The organism is Nocardia sp. CC213A (genome assembly GCF_030766805.1).
GTDB lineage: Bacteria > Actinomycetota > Actinomycetes > Mycobacteriales > Mycobacteriaceae > Nocardia > Nocardia otitidiscaviarum.
This window is the reverse complement of sequence record NZ_JASFXA010000003.1, coordinates 192,834-210,372: the sequence shown is the minus strand read 5'-3', so window position 1 is coordinate 210,372 and position 17,539 is coordinate 192,834. Positions and strand designations below refer to the sequence as shown.

The 17,539-nt window shown below is 69.9% G+C and carries 16 protein-coding genes; 8 read left to right on the top strand and 8 right to left on the bottom strand.

Features of this window, described 5'->3' with window-relative positions; all coding sequences use genetic code 11:
- Positions 1–200: 200 nt before the first annotated feature.
- Positions 201–1,892, top strand: coding sequence for a hypothetical protein (locus QJS31_RS06860; protein ID WP_306356222.1), 1,692 nt, complete (start codon positions 201–203; stop codon positions 1,890–1,892).
- A 35-nt stretch (positions 1,893–1,927) separates the two neighbouring features.
- Here the strand turns inward: QJS31_RS06860 and gndA are convergent, their stop codons facing one another.
- From gndA to QJS31_RS06835, 5 genes are all read right to left on the bottom strand, one after another.
- A complete protein-coding gene (gndA, locus tag QJS31_RS06855) occupies positions 1,928–3,370 on the bottom strand; it encodes an NADP-dependent phosphogluconate dehydrogenase (RefSeq protein ID WP_282782083.1) in 1,443 nt (480 codons plus the stop codon).
- 66 nt (positions 3,371–3,436) lie between these two features.
- Positions 3,437–4,705, bottom strand: a complete 1,269-nt coding sequence (locus QJS31_RS06850; protein ID WP_306356221.1) for a cytochrome P450 — start codon at positions 4,703–4,705, stop codon at positions 3,437–3,439.
- A gap of 22 nt (positions 4,706–4,727) precedes the next feature.
- Positions 4,728–6,032, bottom strand: a complete 1,305-nt coding sequence (locus QJS31_RS06845; RefSeq protein ID WP_306356220.1) for an NAD(P)/FAD-dependent oxidoreductase — start codon at positions 6,030–6,032, stop codon at positions 4,728–4,730.
- A complete protein-coding gene (locus tag QJS31_RS06840; RefSeq protein WP_306356219.1) occupies positions 6,029–7,249 on the bottom strand; it encodes a cytochrome P450 in 1,221 nt (406 codons plus the stop codon). Before QJS31_RS06840 ends, QJS31_RS06845 begins: the two co-directional genes overlap by 4 nt.
- Positions 7,246–8,484: a cytochrome P450 gene (locus QJS31_RS06835; RefSeq protein ID WP_282782090.1), complete on the bottom strand. Its 1,239-nt coding sequence runs from the start codon at positions 8,482–8,484 to the stop codon at positions 7,246–7,248. Before QJS31_RS06835 ends, QJS31_RS06840 begins: the two co-directional genes overlap by 4 nt.
- Positions 8,485–8,717: 233 nt before the next feature.
- Here QJS31_RS06835 and QJS31_RS06830 point away from each other — a divergent pair, with 233 nt between their 5' ends.
- Genes QJS31_RS06830 through QJS31_RS06805 form a run of 6 tightly spaced genes read left to right on the top strand, consistent with a single transcriptional unit; the run spans position 8,718 to position 13,763 of the window.
- Positions 8,718–10,433, top strand: a complete 1,716-nt coding sequence (locus QJS31_RS06830; RefSeq protein ID WP_306356368.1) for a fatty acyl-AMP ligase — start codon at positions 8,718–8,720, stop codon at positions 10,431–10,433.
- Between the two features lie 36 nt (positions 10,434–10,469).
- Positions 10,470–11,258 (top strand): ferritin-like domain-containing protein, encoded by a 789-nt coding sequence (locus QJS31_RS06825; RefSeq protein ID WP_282782093.1) that lies wholly within the window; start codon positions 10,470–10,472, stop codon positions 11,256–11,258.
- Between the two features lie 2 nt (positions 11,259–11,260).
- Entirely contained in the window at positions 11,261–11,818 is a 558-nt protein-coding gene (locus tag QJS31_RS06820; protein ID WP_282782095.1) for a PaaI family thioesterase, read from the top strand.
- Positions 11,815–12,075 (top strand): acyl carrier protein, encoded by a 261-nt coding sequence (locus tag QJS31_RS06815; protein WP_306356218.1) that lies wholly within the window; start codon positions 11,815–11,817, stop codon positions 12,073–12,075. Before QJS31_RS06820 ends, QJS31_RS06815 begins: the two co-directional genes overlap by 4 nt.
- A complete protein-coding gene (locus tag QJS31_RS06810) occupies positions 12,072–12,905 on the top strand; it encodes a cyclopropane-fatty-acyl-phospholipid synthase family protein (RefSeq protein ID WP_306356217.1) in 834 nt (277 codons plus the stop codon). The genes QJS31_RS06815 and QJS31_RS06810 overlap by 4 nt, the downstream gene beginning before the upstream one ends.
- 15 nt (positions 12,906–12,920) lie before the next feature.
- The gene (locus QJS31_RS06805; RefSeq protein ID WP_282782100.1) at positions 12,921–13,763 is read left to right on the top strand and encodes an acyl-ACP desaturase; all 843 of its coding nucleotides are present in this window, start codon (positions 12,921–12,923) and stop codon (positions 13,761–13,763) included.
- Positions 13,764–13,819: 56 nt separating this feature from the next.
- On the opposite strand, the gene QJS31_RS06800 is transcribed toward QJS31_RS06805, so the two are convergent.
- The 3 genes from QJS31_RS06800 to QJS31_RS06790 all read right to left on the bottom strand — a co-directional run bounded on the left by QJS31_RS06800 (position 13,820) and on the right by QJS31_RS06790 (position 16,229).
- A complete protein-coding gene (locus QJS31_RS06800) occupies positions 13,820–14,287 on the bottom strand; it encodes a PaaI family thioesterase (protein WP_306356216.1) in 468 nt (155 codons plus the stop codon).
- A 208-nt stretch (positions 14,288–14,495) separates the two neighbouring features.
- A complete protein-coding gene (locus tag QJS31_RS06795; protein WP_306356215.1) occupies positions 14,496–15,197 on the bottom strand; it encodes a hypothetical protein in 702 nt (233 codons plus the stop codon).
- A gap of 99 nt (positions 15,198–15,296) precedes the next feature.
- On the bottom strand, positions 15,297–16,229 hold the full coding sequence (locus QJS31_RS06790) for a PDR/VanB family oxidoreductase (RefSeq protein ID WP_306356214.1): 933 nt from the start codon (positions 16,227–16,229) through the stop codon (positions 15,297–15,299).
- A gap of 141 nt (positions 16,230–16,370) precedes the next feature.
- Here QJS31_RS06790 and QJS31_RS06785 point away from each other — a divergent pair, with 141 nt between their 5' ends.
- The gene (locus tag QJS31_RS06785; RefSeq protein ID WP_282784090.1) at positions 16,371–17,531 is read left to right on the top strand and encodes an acyl-CoA dehydrogenase family protein; all 1,161 of its coding nucleotides are present in this window, start codon (positions 16,371–16,373) and stop codon (positions 17,529–17,531) included.
- The last annotated feature ends 8 nt before the right edge of the window (positions 17,532–17,539 follow it).

Sequence of the window (17,539 nt, the reverse complement as noted above, 5' to 3'; positions counted from 1 at the left end):
ACCTCGTACATAGATCTGAAACAACTACAGTTCACTAGCCCGAGAGTGTAAGCACGCCGACACACAACCCGGACCGGTTCCGCGATCATTTCCCACCCGGCGCCCGCTGCACATCCCCGAATTCCGTGGGCGGCGTGGCCGAATGCCCTGCGCAGCGCGCCCACCCGGCGTAAATCCGCCATCCTTCGTAAGCTGCCGCCATGACGAGATCGCACGCCACCCCCGCCGAGACGGCGCGGTACTGGGCCCGCTATCCCGACCGGCACGGCTGGGCAGCGGGCGAGAAGGCCACCACGGTCGTGCGACGCCGGGTACTGCCCGACCGCGTCTACGACGAATCGTTTCGCACCTGGGGCGGCTGGGCTCCCACCGCGACCCTCTACGACATCGACGACCCGCGCCCCTCGACGGTGCCGCATCTGGTGGAGATCAGTGCCGCCGAGGCCGATCTGCTACTGGGTGACCGATTCGGCGTGATCGGCGCGACCGGACAGGCGGAGTCGGTGATCGAGACCCCGGAATTGCCTGCGGCGGAAGCGGATTCGCTGCGCGCCCACTGGGACCACCTCGCCCGGGTCGCCGCCGCGACGGCGAAGACGCTCGACGAGCTGCTGGACGAACTGCCCGCGTCCTGGGCCGCACGCCGAGTAGACCTCGCCCCTGTGAAACCGCCCGAGTCGGTGCGCCGCCAGGTCGCGGTGCTGTGTTCGGAGGGCGTCGCGCTGCCCACCGCCCTGCGCGTGATCAACGACATCATCCGCTTCACCGTGGTGCTCGACGCCGACGCCTACCCCGAGGCCGTCGCGCGGATCACCGCCCTGCTGGCGGCGCGCGGATGCGCTCCGGTCCCAGGCTCATCGGCGGACTCCCGGGAGAATCCGCGCTATCGCGACCGTCGCACGCTGTGGACCGCCCCGGACGACCCGGCGCGTTTCGAGATCCAGTTCCACACTGCCGCCACTCTCACGATCCGGGAAAGCGACCAGCAGCTGCACGACTTCGCCCGGCAGTCCGAACTCTGGCCCGCCGACCCCCATCCCGGCGGGGCGGCCTTCGTCCGGCACAGCTCGTGGTGGTGTGTTCCCGAATCACCGGAGAACGGCCGTGCGGTGGCCGCCCTGCTCGGCTATCCCACCTGCGAAGAGGCGCTGCGCGATCTGGTGGCCGCGCCCACCCGCCTGGCCTATCTGCTGAATTTCCCGACCAACGACCTGTACCCGCTGCTCCAGCTGCGCCGCCTGATCACGGCCTTCGTCACCGGTCCGCCGGTGCCGCCGGTGGACGACGCCGACGCGATGGCGGCGGCGACGGTCGCGCTGACCTCGGTGCTGCGGTCCGAGATCGGCGAATCCGACGGCAGCGCGGTGATATTCGGCGTACCGCATCCGACCGCCGACGATGCCGTTCTCGAGATTCGCCGGGCCGCCCGCCTGCTCATCGGCGCGGCCGTCGTGCGGCGCGGCGATCTGGACGGCCAGCGGTGTCCACGCGCCGCCGCCCCGGCCGGGTCCAAGGCCGAGGTGGTCGCCGCCCTGCTCGGTCTCGCGGAGGCCGCGAGCGTGTACCGCGAACCCGCGCTGGCCGCCCGCCGACTCGCCTATCTACTGGGCATTCCCGCCCGCAACCCCACCGCGCTGCGCGTCCTCGCCAACGTGCTGGAGGTGTTCGTCGAGCAGGCGCGGATCCCACCGCTGGGCCATACCGACGAACTGGTGGTGCAGACCGATCGGGTGGCGGGGGCGGCCACCCCGGCGGATTCGGAGCTCTACCGCACGGCGGCGAAGGGTTTCGGCATCTCCGACCTCAGTGCCGACGGCGCCGGGATCTACCGAATCTGTTCCCACGCGGCGGTTTTCCTGTTCAAGGCGGTGTTGATCCGACGGATCGACTGAGCGACCGCGAGCGGCGCGCCCGCGGCCGCCTCGCTTCACGCCCGCACTTCGCTGCGGTCTCCGCTCCAGAGGGTGTGGAACTTGCCCTCGGCGTCGACGCGTTCGTAGGTGTGCGCGCCGAAGAAGTCACGCTGGCCTTGGGTCAGCGCCGCCGGGAGGCGCTCGGCGCGCAGCGCGTCGTAGTAGGACAGCGAGGACGCGAACGCCGGAACCGGGATGCCGAGCAGGGTGGCCGTGGACACCACACGCCGCCACGAGTCGATGGCGGTCTCGATGGCCGCGCGGAAATACGGCGCGAGGATGAGCGAGGGCAGCTCCGGATTCGCCTCGTAGGCCTCCTTGATCCGGTTCAGGAACCGCGCGCGGATGATGCAGCCGCCCCGCCAGATGGTGGCCATATCACCCGGGTTGAGATCCCAGTCGTATTCGGCGGACCCGGCCGCGATCTGATCGAAGCCCTGGGCGTAGGCGACGATCTTGGAGGCGTACAGCGCCTGGCGGATGTCCTCGGTGAACCGCGCGATATCGGTGGGCCGCGCGGCCAGGGTGCCCGACGCCAGCCCGACCGCGGCCTTACGCTGGGCCCGTGCACCCGACAGCGCCCGGGCGAACACCGCCTCGGCGATGCCGGTGACCGGAATGCCGAGATCGAGCGCGGATTTGACCGTCCAGCGGCCGGTGCCCTTCTGCTCGGCGGCATCGACGATCACATCGACCAGGGGTTTGCCGGTGGTGGCGTCGACCTGGTTCAGCACCTCGGCGGTGATCTCGACCAGGTAGGACTCCAGATCCCCAGAGTTCCAGTCGGTGAACACGTCGGCGATCTGCTTGGCGTCGAAGCCGAGGGCGTCGCGGAACAGGTGGTAGGCCTCGCCGATGAGCTGCATGTCGGCGTACTCGATGCCGTTGTGCACCATCTTCACGAAGTGCCCGGAGCCGTCGGGGCCGATGTGGGTGCAGCACGGGGTGCCGTCGACCTGCGCGGCGATGGACTCCAGCATCGGCCCCAGCGACTCGTAGGACTCCTTCGGCCCGCCCGGCATGATGGCCGGACCGTTGAGCGCGCCCTCCTCACCGCCGGAGATGCCCGCGCCCACGAAGTTCAGCCCGCGCGCGGCCATCGCCTGCTCGCGGCGGATGGTGTCGGTGTAGAGGGCGTTGCCGCCGTCGATGATGATGTCGCCGGGTTCCATGGCGTCGGCGAGCTCGGCGATCACGGCGTCGGTGGCGTCACCGGCCTTGACCATGATCAGCACCCGGCGGGGTCGTTCGAGCGCGGCGACGAATTCGGCGATGGTCTCGGTGCGCACGAAATCACCCTCGTCGCCGTACGCCTCCAGCAGGGCGTCGGTCTTGGCGACACTGCGGTTGTGCAGGGCAACGGTGTAGCCGTTGCGCGCGAAGTTGCGGGCGATATTGCTGCCCATGACCGCCAGGCCGGTGACACCGATCTGGGCACGCGCTTCCGAGGTCGCCATGAAAGAGCCTCTTTCCGTTCGACAGGTGTGAATGCGAGGCAACCCTACCTGGACGGCACGGCCGGATCACCGGGCGGTGAACTCCACCGGCAGCCGCTCCAGACCGCGGATGACCACATTGGGTTTGAACACCGGCTCCGCCGTGCACAGACTCATCTCACCCACCTTGCGCAGCAGCACCTTGAGCAGGACCTCCATTTCCAGCAGTGCCAGCGGCGCGCCCAGGCAGTAGTGGATGCCGAGGCTGAAGCCCAGATGCTTCTTGGCGGGACGCATCGGATCGGAGTAGCGCGCGACGTCCATGCGGTCCGGGTCGGAGTAGGCGTCAGCGTCGCGATTGGCCGACGTGATGAGCACGACCACGCCCTCACCGGGTTCGAAGTCATGACCCGCCACGGTGAGCGGCCGGGTGGCGGCCCGGGTGGTCATCTGCACCGACGGGTCCAGGCGCAGCAGTTCGTCGGGCGCGCTGGCCAGCAGGTCGGGTCGCTCCCGCAGGACGGCGAGCTGGCCGGGATTGCGCAGCAGGCGCAGCATGCCGGTGCCGATCAGGTTGGCGGTGGTCTCGTGCCCGGCGACGAAGGTGGTGATACAGGTCGCGAGCAGTTCCTGTTCGGTGAGCACGTCACCGCGGTCCTCGACCCGGGAGAGCACGCTGAGCAGATCGTCGGCGGGTTCGGTGCGGCGCTGGTTCAGCAATTCCCGGAAGTAGGCCATGAATCCGCGCGAGCCCGCGCTGCGCGCCCGCAGCGCCTCCTCGGGCAGGGTGTAATCGTGATCGAAGCCGCGCGCCAGATCCTGCGACCAGCGGTGCACCTGGGCGTAGGCGTCCTGCGGCACCCCAATCAGCTCGCAGGCGACGATGAGCGGCAGCGGGTAGGCGATCATCTCGACGAGATCGAATTCGCGGGCCTGGAGCGCGTTGTCGATCAGTTCCTCGCACAGCAACTCGATGCGCGGGCGCAGCCGAGTCACCATGCGCGGGGTGAAGCCCTTGGTCACCAGGTTGCGCAACCGGGTGTGGTCCGGCGGCTCCATCCACAGGAACGAGGTGGGCAGTTCCTCGGCCGCGTCGTCCGGGGAAACGGTGGGGTGCATCATGGCCGCCTCCTCCGCGTGGCTCCACGCGGTGGTGGACAGCACCGCCGCGCAGTCCTCGTAGCGGGTGAGCACGTGATGGCCCAGCGGGGTGCGGTGCAGCGGCCCGGCCTCGCGCAGCACGCGGGCCGGGGTGTAGGGGTCGGCGCGGCCGTCCGGTCCGAAGACCTGCGCCATGGCGGTGAGGATGGCCGAATCCGGTTCGGCGACGGCGGCGTTCACGTGCGGTGCGGACATGTCGAGCCCTTCTGTGAGAGGTCTACCGGAGCGCTGCGGCCAGGGGGTTGCCGCGCAGCAGGATTCGTCCCGCCGTGCGGGGATCGGCGAGTGCGGCGGGCGGATCGACCAGGTGCGCGACCCGCATGAAGGCGCGCGCCACCACCGGGTCACCGTGCGCGACCCGATGCGCCTGCGCCACATAGGCGTTGGTGAGCCGGGTGCGTACCGTGCGCGGTCCGCGCACCCCCGGGTGCCGCAGATCCGAGCCGGTCGCCATGCCCCAGGCAATGGCGGTGGCGTCGGCGGCGGCCCGATAGAAGCGGGCGGGCAGGTCGGTGGGAGCGGCGTCCAGGCTCGCGCGCAGCGCGCGGGCCTGGAGTGCGGCGACCGTCATCCCCTGCGCGTAGAGCGGATTGAAACTGCACAGCGCGTCACCGAGCACGATCAGTCCCGCCGGTGGTGCGACCAGCTGGTCGAACCGCCGCCGTACCGCGGTGCGGAAACGGTAGGGCGTCGGCGCGTCGACCGCCTCGGAGGCGGTGATGATGTCGTGGATATCGGGGGCGTCCAGACCGGCCGCGAAGCGTTCGAAGCCCGCGGCGTCCACCGGCGGGTGGTCGCCGACCATGCCCGCGAGCGTGACGTGCCAGCGGTCGCCCTCCACCCGCACCGCACCGCCGCCGCGCCCGTCCGCACCGGTGGAGATGATGACCGAGGACTGCCCGCCGAGCTGTCCGGGCCGATGCCGATAGAACCGGGAGGCGTAGCCGAGATCGATATCGAGGCGTTCCTCCCGGGGCGCTCGCGCACCGAGCGCGGTCAGCCATTCCCGGATCCGCGAACCCCGTCCGGCGGCGTCGACGACGAGGTCCGCGCGCAGGGCCGGTTCGCGGTCGGTGGCGACGGCGGACACCCACCGCGCGTCCCCGACCAGACCGCGTGCCGAGGTCCGTTCGCGCAGTTCGATATTCGGCAGTGCGAGAGTGCGTTCGCGCAGCACCGACTCCAGCAGCGGCCGGGTGGCGATGGCCGAGGTGAGTCCGGTCGGGGTGGCGGCGAGCCGGGAACCGCCCACGTACCAGCGGGTTCCGACCAGGACCTCGGCGGTGGTGGCCCCGCGCCGCACCAGATCGGCGGTATAGCCGGGATACAGCTCCTCGATGATCGTGCGGCCCCGGTCCAGCAGCCCGTGCAGATGTCCGGCCTGCGGCACTCCGCGCCGCGGGCCGGTTCCCACCTCGTCGCGTTCGAGAACGGTGACACGCGAACAGGTGTCGGCCAGCACCCGGGCCGCCAGCAGTCCGGCGACACCGGCTCCGATGACGACCGCGTGCCCGCCGTTCACAGCCGCACCGGCAGCGCCATGACGCCGCGGTGGATCAGGCTGGGCCGGTATTCGACGGTGTCGGCGTCGAGGTGCAGTTCCGGTGCGCGCGCGAGCAGCGTGCGCAGCGCCGCTTCGGCCTCGATCCGGGCCAGTGGCGCGCCCACGCAGTAGTGCACGCCGAGACTGAAGCCGAGATGCTTGCGCGCGGGCCGATTTCCGGCGTAGCGGGTGATGTCGAAGATGTCGGCGTCCGGATACACCCGGTCGTCCCGGCTGGCCGAGGCGGTGAGCACCACCACCCCGTCGCCGCGCCGGAAGCGGTGCCCGCGCACCTCGGTGTCGGCGAGCGCGACCCGGATGGTGAACTGGGTGGGGGCGTCGTAGCGCAGCATCTCGTCCAGCGCGGGACCGATGAGTTCCGGTTCGTCCCGCAGTCTGCGCAGTTGCTCGGGATGCCGGAGCAGGGCCAGCATGCCGTTGCCGATCAGGTTGATGGAGGTCTCCATACCCGCCACCAGGGTGAGCACCGACATGCCGATCACCTCGGGTTCGGTGAGCGTGTCGCCGTCCACGCTGGCGGCGACCAACTCGCTCAGCAGGTCCGGGGTGGGGGCGGACTTCTTCGCGGCGATGAGGGCGGCGAAATGTCCCATGCACTCCATGGCGGCCGTCCCCCGCGCGGCGATGGCGGCGGCGTCCAGCAGGGAATCCGGATCGCTGCCGCGGGCGATGGCCAGCTGCCACTGCCGGAAGCGGTCACCATCGGCCGGATCGGCGCCCAGCAGTCGCACCGGAACCATGGCCACCGCGAGCGGCACCGCGAGATCGGCCAGCACATCCAGGCCGCCCCGCTCGACCGCGGCGTCGACCAGGTCGTTCACCACCGCCCCGGCGACCGGTACCAGCTCGGCCATCATGCGCGGGGTGAACGCCTTGGCCACCAGCTTGCGGTAGCGGCCGTGCTCGGGCGGGTCCATGCGCACGAACGAGCCCGGGATGGCCGCGGTGGTGTCGCGGAACGGGCTGATGCCCGCGGCGTAACCGTGCCCCCAGTCCGATCCGGTCAGGATCTCGGCGCATTCCTCGTACCGGGTGACGAGAGTGACCGGCACGTCGCCGAATTGGTAGGGGAACAGCGCGGCGGCGTCGCGCACCCGCCGGTAGGCCGGATACGGGTCGGCGCGGAACTCGGGATCGAAGGCGTCGAAGGTGATGTCGGGAACGGCGGTGCTCATCGGCCCTCCAAGCGGACTCGCAGCTGTGACATGCCGCGCACGACCACATTCGGCCGGTACGGCGGTTCCTCGAGCAGGGTCAGCGACCGCACGCGGGTGGCGATGGCGCGCAGCACCGTCTGCATCTCCAGGCGGGCCAGCGGCGCGCCCAGGCAGTAGTGCAGCCCGAGTCCGAACGACAGGTGCCGTTCGGGACGGTGTCCGGGCTGGAAGCGGGTGATGTCGAAGCGGTCGGCCACCGGGAAGGCCGCCGGGTCCCGATTGGCGGAGCCGAGCAGGACGATCACCGCCTCGCCGGGCGTGAAAGTCCTTCCGCCGACGGTGATCTCGTCGTGGGCGGTGCGCGTAGTGAGGTGGACTGGCGGGTCGTAGCGCAGCACCTCGTCCACCGCCGAGGCGCTCAGTTCGGGGTGATCGCACAGTCGCCGGAACTCGGCGGGATTGCGGATCAGCGCCAGCACGCCGTTGCCGATCAGGTTGACGGTGGTCTCGTGTCCGGCGACCACCAGGATGAGCAGGGTGCCGATGAGTTCGGTCGGGGTCAGCCGCACCCCGGATTCCTCGGCCTGCACCAGTGCCGTGATCAGATCCGCGCGTGGTGCGCGACGCCGCTGCTCCACCAGATCGCCGAAGAATTCCGTGAATTCGTGCACGGCGGCGGTGCGGGCGGCCAGGTCCTCCGGGGAGAGCAGCAGATCCGGGTCCAGCCCCCGGGCGATGCCCGCGGACATGGCCCGTACTCGCTGGTGCGCCTCGGCCGGAACCCCCAGCAGTTCGCAGATGAGGGTGAGCGGCACCGGATACGCCAGCGCCTCCAACACCTCCACGTCGCCGTCGGCGAGCATATGTGACAGCAGGTCGTCGACCAGTTGCTCGGCCCGCTCGCGCAGCCCGTGCACGGTGCGTGCGGTGAACGCCTTGCCGACCAGTCCGCGCAGCCGGGTGTGGTCCGGCGGTTCCATCCAGAGGAAGGAGCCGGGCAGTTCCACATCGCTGTCGCCGTGCAGCAGGTCGGGTTCCTCGGCGTGGCTCCAGCGCGCGTCCTGCAGAATGGCCTGCGCGTCCGCGTGCCGGGTCACCAGTTGGGTATCGTGCGGACCGGGCACGAAAGGCCCGGCCGCGCGCAGGATCTCATAGCTGTCGTAGGGATTGTGCCGCATCTGCGGCGCGACGCTGTCGATCACAGCCCGCTGCACCGGGGTCAATTCCCGCACCGCGGAATGGTCCGAACTCACCGGCAACTCCTGAAAAGAATTCCACGCGATAATTCATCGGTGGTGAGCACTGTTTCGGCGTCCATCGTGCGGGCACTATCGCCCGGTCGACCGGCGCGATCGGCCACGCCTATCGCTCCATAGCCGAATTCGGTTATCGCACACGACGATTGGCCGATCGGCGCTGGTTATCAGCGCTCAGGATTCAGCGGCAGTTCAGGGCTCGGTCACCATTCGCTGCTGTCGTGGCGGATATGAATTCCTCGAATTCGCCCGATACGCTGCCGGGCCGTTTCGCGGGTATCGCGACCGACCATCCCCGGGTTTCGGCGACATTCTGGTCATCGGCCGAGAGCATCACCTACGCCGAGCTGCACCGCCGCGCCCGGGTGGCCGCGACCGAGTTGATCCGGCGCGGGCTGCGCCGCGGCGAGCCGGTGGGCATCCTCTCGCCCAACGCACCGGAATTCCTGATCGCCCTGTTCGCCGTCACCACCGCCGGTGGCGCGGCCACCCCCCTGCCGCTGCCCGCCGGTATCCGGCACGCGCGCGGCTATCCCGAGAAACTGGCCGCCATCTCGGCGGCCGCGGGGATGCGGACCATCCTGATCTCGCCGCGGCTGGCCGAGCTGGCGCCGCTCGTCGGCACCGCGCTGGACGTCGAATTCCTGGATGCCACCGCGCTCTACGAGCGAGACCTGCCGGAGAACTCGGTGCTGCCGGGAGAACCTGGGCTGCCGGGAGAGTCTGGGCTGCCGGGAGAGTCTGGGCTGCCGACCGACCTCGGCCCCGATGATCTCGCCATCGTGCAGTTCACCTCGGGCAGCACCGCCCTGCCCAAGGGGGTGCGCCTGACCCACGCCAATGTGCTGAGCGGCCTGGCGGCGATCCGCTCCGGCATCGACCTGAGCCGGGACGACCAGGGCGGATTCTGGCTGCCGCTGTTCCACGATATGGGTCTGTTCGGCACGCTCTCGGCGATCCTGCGCGGTATTCCGGCGCACATCTGGTCGCCGCTGGCGTTCGTCAAGGATCCGGCGCGCTGGCTGCGGGAATTCGCCGCCAGCGGCACCACCATCACCGCCATGCCCAATTTCGGGTACGAGGCGCTGCTCGCGGCGGTGCCGCCGGAGCGGGTAGCCGAATACGATCTGAGCCGCTGGCGCATCGCCTTCAATGGCGCAGAACCCATTTCGCACGACGTGGTCACGCGGTTCTGCGACCGCTTCGCCCCCGCCGGATTCCGCCGCGACACCATGTTCGGGGTGTACGGCATGGCCGAGGCCACCCTCGCGGTGGCCTTCCCGCCGCTGGGCCGTGCCCCCGTCTTCGAATGGGTGGACCGCGAGCTGCTCTCCGACGCCGCGGTGGCCCACACCGTTCCACCGGAACAGGCCGATGCCCGCGCGGTGGCGGGGGTGGGCGCGCCCGTGGCGGAGATGGAGATCCGCATCGTCGCCACCGATTCCGGCATCGACCTGCCCGACGGCTGGGTCGGCGAGATCCTGATCCGGGGCGCGGCGGTGACCGACGGCTATTTCGCGGTCGATCCGGAGAGTGTGGCGGACCGCTTCGAGGACGGCTGGCTGCGCACCGGCGATCTCGGATACCGCCGTGCTGGTGAGCTTTTCGTCACCGGCAGGTGCAAGGACATGATCACCGTGCGCGGCGTGAACTACTACGCCCAGGATGTCGAGGCGGCCGTGCGCGACCTCGACGGCGTGTACCAGGGCCGCTGCACCGCCGCCGTCGATCCCGACGGTGACGATGTCATCGCCCTCATCGCCGAATCCGAATACACCGGCGCGACCGCCGATTCCCTCGCCGACGCCATCCGCGCCCGCATCACGGCCGATCTCGGCCTCGCCGCGGTGCGGGTGCACCTGGTCGCGCCGCGCACCATCCCCCGCACCAGCAGCGGCAAGCTCCAGCGGCTCGCCGCCCGCGACCTCATCGCCCAGCACCCTTGACGCGCAACGCTATTCGACCCGACCCCAGGAGTCCCCGTGCACAGCTACGACGTCTTCCGCCACTACGAGCGCCTGCATTGGCAGCTGGGCGACCTCGCCCTCGACACCGTAGACCCCACCCTGGTCCGACCCGAGTACGTGACCCTGGCCAAGAGCGCCGCCATGGGCGAATCCAATGTCATCGCCGCCGTGCACGGATTCCTCCAGGAGTTCGTGGACGACTACGACTTCTCCACCTTCGCCGTGGTGTGGGGCTACCAGGAGGTGCAGCATCACTACGCCTTCCGCTCCTGGCTGCGGGCCATCGGCGAGGATGTGGCCGATACCGCGGTGGACGCCATGCGCGAGCCGTACGCCCCCGGCACCACGCCCTCGGCGACCCTGGCCACCAATATCATCTCCGAACTCACGGTCAATCACGTCTACCGCGCGGTCTCGAACTGGGTGGCCGAACCGGTGCTGAAGAACCTGCTGCTCAATGCCAGTCGCGATGAGGCCGGGCACGCCCGGGAGTTCATCCACTACACCACCGAGCGGCTGCGGCGACGGCCCGAGGAGCTGCCGTCGGTGCTGGAGACGCTGTACGTGTACAGCTCCGAGGCCAAGATCAAGCATCCGGTCAGCACCTTCAAGGCCGGAATCGCCGAACTGGGCGATCACGAGACCATCGACACCGGATTCGAGCTGTTCCTGGCCGAGGTGGCCGCGGAGGGCGAGCTCGACGTGCTGCACGACAAGGTGCGCCGCACCTTCGCCGGAATCACCGGCCTGGATCTGTCCAGCAATGCCAAGGTGCGTCGCGCACTGGCCGATGTGATCGCCTAGCCGTGCGGCACAGCGCCGACGCCGATATGGGCACCGACAGCGCCGTGCGGGTGCCGTGGTCGGTGATCCCCGACTACCGCTGTTTCGGCTGTTCACCGCACAATCCGTCCGGGCTGCGACTCACCTTCACCCCGCATCCGGAGGGACTGGCCGCATGCCTGCGGCTGGACCGGTCCTTCGAGTCCTATCCGGGTGTGGTGCACGGCGGCCTCGTCGGCGTGGTCTGCGACGAGGTGATGGGGAATCTGATCGTGCTGGCCCGGCGGGTGCCCGCCTTCACCGTCTCCCAGCGCACCCGCTTCCTGACACCGCTGCTCGTCGACCACGAATACCACTGCATCGCACGACTTTCCGACAGCGACAACGGCGACCTCATCCAGACGTCGGCCGATGTGCTCGACGCCGACGGGGCGGTGTGCGCCACCTCGTCGGCCACCTACCAACCCTTCGCGCTGACCGACGTACGCCACCGACTCACGCTCGGCGACGACGAGGTCGCCCTGCTCTCCCACGCCATCGCCACGGCGAATCCCCTCTCCCCGAATGGAGTTCAGCCATGACCACCTCCACCGACGACATCCTGCGCACCGTCACCGAGATCGCCGCCGCGGAAACCGGACTGGCCGAATCGGCACTGCTGCCCGACGCCGACCTGCGCGGCATGGCCGGTGTCGACTCGGTGCGCGTGCTGCGCATGATCGCCCGCATCGAACGCACCTACGACATCGAACTCGACGACCAGGACGTCTTCGGCACCGCCACCCTGGCCGACGTGGTGGCCGAGGTGGCCGAGGCGCTGCGCGAGGCGGCGGCGTGACGGTCACGGCGGACACCAATCAGCACTACGACCTCGATCCCGATATCTTCGGCCAGTTCCTGGACCCGCTGCGCAAGTACAGTTCGGCGCTCTACGAATCCGACGGCGACACCCTGGAGGTCGCCCAGCGCAACAAACTGCGCTTCGTCGCCGACCGGCTCGGGCTGCGCGGCGGCGAACGGCTCATGGACGTCGGCTGCGGCTGGGGTGCGCTGATCCTGTTCATGGCCGAGGAGTTCGGCTGCGACACCCTCGGCATCAGTCCCGCACCGCGCCAGCACGAGTACATCGCCGCGCAGGCGACCGCGCGCGGGGTGGCCGACCGGGTGCGCACCCGAGTCGGGCACTTCGAACGGCTCGAACTGCCCGCCCGCGGCGTGGACGCGGTGACCATGCTCGGCTCCATCGTGCACATGCCCGATCTGGACGAGGTGTTCCGGCGGGCCCGCGCGGTGCTGCGCCGCGGCGGCACCCTGTACGTCTCGGAGAGCTGCTTCCGCAATGCCGCCGCGCACCGCGCCTTCGACGAGCGGGCCGGTACCGAGTTCGTGCGCGCCGACATCTTCGGCTGGGGCGATCTGCGGCCGCTGTCGGATCTGGTCACCGCCGCCGAGGACGCCGGTTTCTCCATCGTCTCGGTGGACGATCTCACCGAGCACTATCGGCGCACCATCGACGACTGGATCGCCAATGTGGACGCCGCCGCCGACCGCATCGACGTGCACCGCACCGGGCTGGCCGCGACGCTGCGGCACTACCTGGAGATCGCCAATGCCGGATGGGGTTACACCACCAAGCATTACGCGCTGGTGTGCCGCAATGCCCGCTGACGCCCGGGAGGGATCGTGAATCTGGAATCCGCGCTGCTACCCGCGGACGAACTGACGGCGGCCGTGGACGGCTTCCTGGCCGCCTCGCCCGCCACCCGCGCCTGGGATGTGGAGACCGCGTTCGACTGGGCGGCCGCCGACGCCGACCGCCTGACCGAGGGACAGCGCTCCGCGGTGCGGTTCGTGACCTACATCGAGGACCACCTGCCCGGGTATTTCGATGTGTACCAACGGAACTTCCCGATCGACGACAGCGTGGACCTGGCCACCGCCGTGCACAATCGGGAGCTCTACCACTTCACCGTCCGCTGGGCGCTCGAGGAGGACACCCACGCCCGCGCCCTGACGCGCTACCAGGAGGCGGCGGGCCTCGCCGAACGCGGCGCGCTGCGCGAGGAACTGGCGGTCGAGGGGCGCAAGCCGTTCGACCTGCCCTACACGCATCCGGTGCAGTTCTTCGCCTACGCGCTGGTCCAGGAGAAGGCCACACAGATGTACTACCAGCAGCTGCGGGAGGTGTCCGGTGATCCGGTGCTGGGCGCGGTGCTGACCAGGCTGTCGCGCGACGAGGCGCGGCACTTCAGCTTCATGGCCGATGTGGTGACCCGCTACCTGCGTACCCAGGGCGACTCCGCGGTGGAGCCGATCCGCGACGTCATCGCGGGATTCCGCATGCCCCTGGCGGATACGCTGCGCGGCTACTGGCGGTGGGCGCTGCGCATCGCCGATGTCGCCGACTACGACCACACCGCGGCCTACGAACACCTGCTCAAGGTGATCGATCGGGCCGTGGACGCACGCTCGGACCGGGTGGACGAACTGGCCGCCTTCATCGCCCAGTGCCGTTCGCTGGCCTGACCCGCGTCGATCCCGACCGAAAGGGCCCCTCCACGAGGGGCCCTTTCCCGTCCCACTCAACCCTGCGGCCGCAGCACCAGAATCGTGGTGGTGCCGTGCGCGATCAGCTTCCCGTTGGCGTCGGTGATCCGCCCCTCCGCCGTCGCCGTGCTGCGCCCCACGTGCACCGCGGTGGCCTCGCAGGTGAGCCGACTGCCGTCGAGGGTGACCGCGCGAATGAAGTTCACCTTCAGCTCCAGCGTCGTGTACGCCACGCCGTCACCGAGTCTGGTGAACACCGCACTGCCCATGGCGGTGTCCATGAGGGTGGCGATCACCCCGCCGTGCACGGTGAACATGGCGTTGATGGTGGCCGGATTGGGGTCCAGGTAGTAGCGGGTGCACCCGTCCCCGGCGCTCTCCAGGCGAATGCCCAGCGATGCGCCGACGCCGAGGTTCTCCTGTAGTCCCCGCGCGAAGACCTCCGTCAGCTCGCTCACGCGCGTGGCGACGGTGCCGTTGACCGGGGTGTCGGTGCTGGTCATGAATTCTTCCTCCCTGGCGATCGAATGCCCGGCCATTCGATCGAATCCGGGTGAATTCCGCATGGCCGCAAGCCATTCCATTCCGATATCCGATCGGGTGATCGAGATCGCGGCCGCACCGAACTCCCCCGTCCGACCGACAAGACCCCCGCCCGGGCCGAGGTCCGAGCGGGGGTCCCTGTCCCCCCGGCGCTACGCGCCGGAGTCCTTACTTCGCCGGCTTGTTGGGCATCGGCGAATTGATGGTGGTGAAGTACTGCACGGCCGCCATGATGGCGACGGGCGCGGTGATCAGGATCTGACCGGCGACCGCGCCCAGCGATCCCATGGCCAGGATGCCGCCGATGCAGCCGACGGCGGCGGCCGGGATGAACGGACCGAACAGGCCGACAATGGTGGCCGAGGCGATGGTGGCACCGGCGATGCCGCCCAGGATGCAGCCCACGCCCGCGCCACCGATACCGCCGACCAGGGCGGCGACCGCCGCGCCCAGGCTGATGGTGGAGGTCATCCGGCTCCAGGCGTCCTTCTCCCGGTCGTATTCGGTCTTCCAGGACGCCCGGTCCTCGAACGGCAGGGCGACCGGCTTGTACTCCGCGTGCGCGAGGCTGAACAGCGGGGTGAGCGTGACGGTGCGGTCGACGATGTCGGCGGCGATCGGGAAGACGAATTCGTCCACCCGGAAGGACAGTTCGGTGCCCGCGATGACATCGCCGTTGGGGGCCTTGATCTTCAGCACGCCGTTGTCGACGTCCAGGGAGCCCGCGTCGGTGGTGATGACGGTGGAGGTTTCGGTGGTGGTCGCGGTGTAGTTGACGACGCCCTCGTCGGCCTGCGCCGTACCGGTGGCTCCGGCGGTGATGCACAGCGCGGCGGCGAGCAGCGCGGACGCCGCGGCAGTTTTCCTCATCGGTGTGTGTTTCCTTCTACTTCTCGTGTTCCCGAACGGGAGACCGGCGCGTGGGGTACGCGCACGCTTGTGTGACCCGATTCCGGCACCGACCGCGCATTACAGATCCAGGACCAGCACATCCGTGTGCGCCCGCGAGACGCACAGCATCATGGTGTCGCCGCGCTCGCGCTCGGCGGCGGTCAGGATCGTGTCGCGATGGTCGATCTCGCCGTCCAGGACGGCGGTCTCGCAACTGCCGCAGGTGCCCTCGCGGCACGAGGTGATCACCGGCAGGCCCGCGCTCTCCAGCACCTCCGCGATGGACCGGCCGACCGGCACCCGCAGGGTGCGGGCGCTGGCGGCCAGGCGGATCTCGAACTCCCGGTCGACGGCGTCGCCGGTGTCACGGGCGGTGAATCGCTCGGTGTGCACCGCGAGTCCGCTGCTGCCGCAGAGCTTCTCGACCGCATCCAGCAGCGGTGCGGGCCCGCAGCAGTACACCGTGGCGGCGGTGTCCGCGAGTATCCGCTCCAGGGGCAGCACACCGAATTCGTTCTGCGGCACCAGGTTCACCACCCCCGGATAGCGGCGGGCCAGCTCATCGGCGAAGGCCAGGTGCGCCCGGGTCCGAGCGCCGTAGTGCAGGGTCCACCGCGCCCCGGCCCGCTCGGCGGCCGCGAGCATGGGCAGGATCGGGGTGATCCCGATCCCGCCCGCCACGAAGAGGTACTCCGGGGCAGCGACGAGTTCGAAGTGGTTGCGGGGCAGCGAAACCGACAGCTCCGTACCGGGTGCCGCGGTGCGGTGCAGGTGGTCGGAGCCACCCCGCCCGCCGGGCTCGTGCAGGATGGCGATGCGCCAGCGGCGGTCGTCGCCCGGGTCGCCGCACAGCGAGTACTGCCGCACCCCGGCCGCGCCGACCCCCACGTCGATATGCGCGCCCGCCGACCAGGTCGGCAGCGCGCCGCCGTGGACTGCGGCCAGATCGAGTGCGAACACACCCTCGGCAACGTCACGGCGATCGGTCACCCGGACCGTCAACTCGGTCATCGCATCCCCTCGGAATCGGTGTCGCCAACACCCTGACCGAGCCGCGCGCCCGATCCGCTCCGGCCGAAAGGAGTCGATTAGACCGATCGAGATTGACTATCGCCCCGGTGGTGTCCCCCGCCGCCGCCACAGACTGACCCCATGAGCGCTGTACCGGAACTGGTCGACAGGACCAGACAGTTCGTACTCGACCAGGTGATCCCGGTGGAACGCGAGGTGGTGGCGGGCGGCCGCGTCACCGACGACGCGCTGCGGCTGGATCTCCAGAAGAAGGCCAAGGAGGCGGGGGTCTTCGGCCCGCTCTCCGATCCGAGCCACGGCGGTCTCGGACTCGACACCCGCGGCCAAGCCGAGGTCCTCGAAGCGGCCGGGGCCAGCCTGCTCGGCCCCCTGGCGGTGAACGCCTGGGCTCCCGACGACGGCAATATCCACCTGCTCAGCCATGTCGCCGATGCCGAGCAGCGCGAGCGCTACCTGGCCCCGCTGGCCTCCGGCGAGGTGCGCTCGGCCATCGCCATGACCGAACCGGCCCCCGGTGCGGGCTCGGATCCGCGCATGCTGCGCACCGTCGCCGAGGAGACCGACGACGGCTGGGTCATCAACGGGGACAAGCATTTCACCACCGGCGCGCAGGGCGCGGCGTTCGTCATCTGCGTGGCCGCGACCGCGGACGGTCCCACCATGTTCCTGGTCGACCAGGACAACCCGGGTATGCGGGTGGGCCGCCGCATGCCCACCCTGGACCACACCAGCGCACCGGGCGGGCACTGCGAGGTGCGGTTCACCGACTGTGCGGTACCCGACTCCGCGGTGCTCGGCGAGGTGGGCCGGGGCCTGGAGCTGGCGCAGGTGCGGCTGGCCCCGTCGCGGCTGGTGTTCTGCATGAACTGGCTCGGCCTGGCGGTGCGGGCGCAGCAGCTCACCGTCGAGCACATCACGCACCGCTCGTCCTTCGGTGTCCCGGTGGCCGAGCACGGCATGGCGCAGGCGCTGATCGCCGACAGCGAGATCGATATCGCCGCCGCTCGCGGCCTGGTGCGCGGCACCGCCGCCACCATCGACGCGCACGGCCCGTCCTCGCCGCAGGCCCGGCACGAGGCATCGATCACGAAAACCTTCGTCTCCGAGGCGGTCTGGCGGGTGCTGGACCGCGCCGTGCAGCTGCACGGCGGCCTCGGCGTCTGCGAGGACCACCTGGTGGCCCGATTCCTGGTGGAGGCCAGGGCCTTCCGCATCTACGAGGGCCCCTCGGAGGTCCTGCGCTGGTCCATTGCCCGCCGCGTTCTGCGCGGACCCCGTTGAAGGGAGTA

What these genes read in the sequence shown, in the direction of transcription:
- QJS31_RS06815 (WP_306356218.1), top strand. Translation starts at nt 11,815, where the DNA reads ATGACCACCTCCACCGACGACATCCTGCGCACCGTCACCGAGATCGCC.
- QJS31_RS06860 (WP_306356222.1), top strand. Translation starts at nt 201, where the DNA reads ATGACGAGATCGCACGCCACCCCCGCCGAGACGGCGCGGTACTGGGCC.
- QJS31_RS06850 (WP_306356221.1), bottom strand. Translation starts at nt 4,705, where the DNA reads ATGTCCGCACCGCACGTGAACGCCGCCGTCGCCGAACCGGATTCGGCC.
- QJS31_RS06830 (WP_306356368.1), top strand. Translation starts at nt 8,718, where the DNA reads ATGAATTCCTCGAATTCGCCCGATACGCTGCCGGGCCGTTTCGCGGGT.
- QJS31_RS06785 (WP_282784090.1), top strand. Translation starts at nt 16,371, where the DNA reads ATGAGCGCTGTACCGGAACTGGTCGACAGGACCAGACAGTTCGTACTC.
- QJS31_RS06800 (WP_306356216.1), bottom strand. Translation starts at nt 14,287, where the DNA reads ATGACCAGCACCGACACCCCGGTCAACGGCACCGTCGCCACGCGCGTG.
- QJS31_RS06840 (WP_306356219.1), bottom strand. Translation starts at nt 7,249, where the DNA reads ATGAGCACCGCCGTTCCCGACATCACCTTCGACGCCTTCGATCCCGAG.
- QJS31_RS06790 (WP_306356214.1), bottom strand. Translation starts at nt 16,229, where the DNA reads ATGACCGAGTTGACGGTCCGGGTGACCGATCGCCGTGACGTTGCCGAG.
- QJS31_RS06795 (WP_306356215.1), bottom strand. Translation starts at nt 15,197, where the DNA reads ATGAGGAAAACTGCCGCGGCGTCCGCGCTGCTCGCCGCCGCGCTGTGC.
- gndA (WP_282782083.1), bottom strand. Translation starts at nt 3,370, where the DNA reads ATGGCGACCTCGGAAGCGCGTGCCCAGATCGGTGTCACCGGCCTGGCG.